The sequence below is a fragment of the Methylovulum psychrotolerans genome (assembly GCF_002923755.1).
GTDB lineage: Bacteria > Pseudomonadota > Gammaproteobacteria > Methylococcales > Methylomonadaceae > Methylovulum > Methylovulum psychrotolerans.
On the sequence record NZ_PGFZ01000035.1, the window covers coordinates 1 to 1,999 of the forward strand.

Below are 1,999 nucleotides of genomic sequence, written 5' to 3' on the forward strand. Positions count from 1 at the left end.
GTTTGGCCTTGGGTGTCCGTGCCGGCGATGCTGACCGTGCCGGTGGGGGCATGGTTGATGTAGACATCGTTGGTGGCGATGTTGGCGGCGCTGACCACGCCGGAAGTGAGTTGGCTGGCGACCAAGCCGCTGTTGCCGCCTAAGCTGGCATTGCCCCAAGTGACTATCGAGCCGTCGGCGCGTAACGCGGCAAAAGCCCCTCCTGTGGTATAAATGCTCACCACATCGATTATGCCGTTGAGCTGTGCCGCCACCGCGCTGCTGTTGCCACCATCAGTGGAATCCCCCCAAGTGACCACCGAGCCGTCACCGCGCAAGGCAGCAAAGGCAAAGCCTGTAGAAAAAATTTGCGTCACATCCACCGTGCCGTTGAGGCCGATTGCCACTGTGCTGCTGTCGCCACCGCCAGAGCTACTCCCCCAAGTGACCACCGAGCCGTCACCGCGCAAGGCGGCAAAAGCATCTGTTGTGGAAACTATTTGCGTCACATCTATGGTGCCGTTGAGCTGGCTTGCCACCGTACTGCTGTCGCCGCCATTAGCAGCACTCCCCCAAGTAACCACCGAGCCGTCACTGCGCAGGGCCGCAAAAGCCGTATTTGTGGAAACTATTTGTGTCACGTCCACGGTGCCGTTGAGCTGTGCAGCCACCGTGCTGCTGTCGCCACCATATCGGCTATCTCCCCAAGTGACTACCGAACCATCCGTGCGTAAGGCAGCGAAACAATAATATGTGGAAAAAATTTGTGTCACATTTACCGCGCCCGTGCCGCTGCCGCCGAAAGCAGAAGCTCCCCAAGTGACCACCGAACCGTCACTGCGCAAGGCGGCAAAGGCTGAGGATGTAGAAAAGATTTCCGTCACATCCACCGTGCCGTTGAGCAGTGTCGCCACCGTACTGCTGTCGCCGCCACCAGATCCACTCCCCCAAGTGACTACCGAGCCGTCCGTATGTAGCGCGGCAAAGGCAGTGTTTGTGGAGAAGATTTGCGTCACGTCGATGGTGCCGTTGAGCTGTGCCGCCACCGCGCTGCTGTCGCCACCCTCAGCACCGCCTCCCCAAGTGATTACCGAACCGTCCGCACGCAATGCGGCAAAGGCATAATATGTGGATAATATTTGTGTCACATCCACCGTGCCGTCGAGCTGTGCCGCCACTGCACTGCTGTCACCACCAAAAGCACCAAATCCCCAAGTGACCACCGAGCCGTTCGTACGCAGCGCGGCAAAGGCAGTGTTTGTGGAGAAGATTTGCGTCACGTCGATAGTGCCGTCGAGCTGTGCCGCCACCGCACTGCTGTCGCCTCCGCTGCCACCCCAAGTGACCACAGAACCATCGGCTTTAATCACGGCAAATGCTCCTCCATTACGCCATTCCCCTAAGGAATGTCCAGGATATGATAAAGTGTTTTTTGTTGCTGTTACGGTCATGCTAGTACCCAAAATAATGATTAAAAAAAGTGGTTAACACAGACAGCTATTAACAATACCTCCGCCCATTTGGATGTTGAGTCGGATTGAGAAAACTGACGCAGGCCGTTATAAAACCAATGGTTCAAGTTTATCCAAAGCGCTTGTTTTAACTGGGTTTATGCGTTTGGCGAAGGTATTGCCTTAAACAATGCTGACGTTTTTTATGCCGGCCCCGCACTTAAAAAGCCGCCCCGGCATATTGTTGTTAAACGTGCAGCAACCCCCATCCCTATCAAATCACCACAAAATCGGCGTTGGTCAATGCCAAGTTCACGCCCAAGATGGCGATTTGCACCGCCGCGCCCGCGCCGTTGCCGTCGGCATCATAAGACAGGGCGCCGGTGACGGCGTTGTAGATGATAAAGTCGTTGGCGTCGGCCGCCGCCGCGCCGATTTTAAAGTCGGCGGCATTGAGCACGCCGGTGGCCGTCAGTTGGGTGAAGACGGCGTTTTCCAGTTGGATGGTGTCGTCGGCGACCGTAAAATCGGTGACGGTGTCGGTGTTGCCGGCGGAAGGTGCGGTATTG

2 protein-coding genes are annotated in these 1,999 nt (G+C 56.5%); both read right to left on the reverse strand.

What is annotated here, in order from left to right; genetic code table 11:
- On the reverse strand, positions 1-1,349 hold a 1,349-nt coding region (locus tag AADEFJLK_RS23025; RefSeq protein ID WP_211299324.1), incomplete at its 3' end, for an RCC1 domain-containing protein.
- A 355-nt stretch (positions 1,350-1,704) separates the two neighbouring features.
- On the reverse strand, positions 1,705-1,999 hold a 295-nt coding region (locus AADEFJLK_RS24830; protein WP_211299325.1), incomplete at its 5' end, for a hypothetical protein.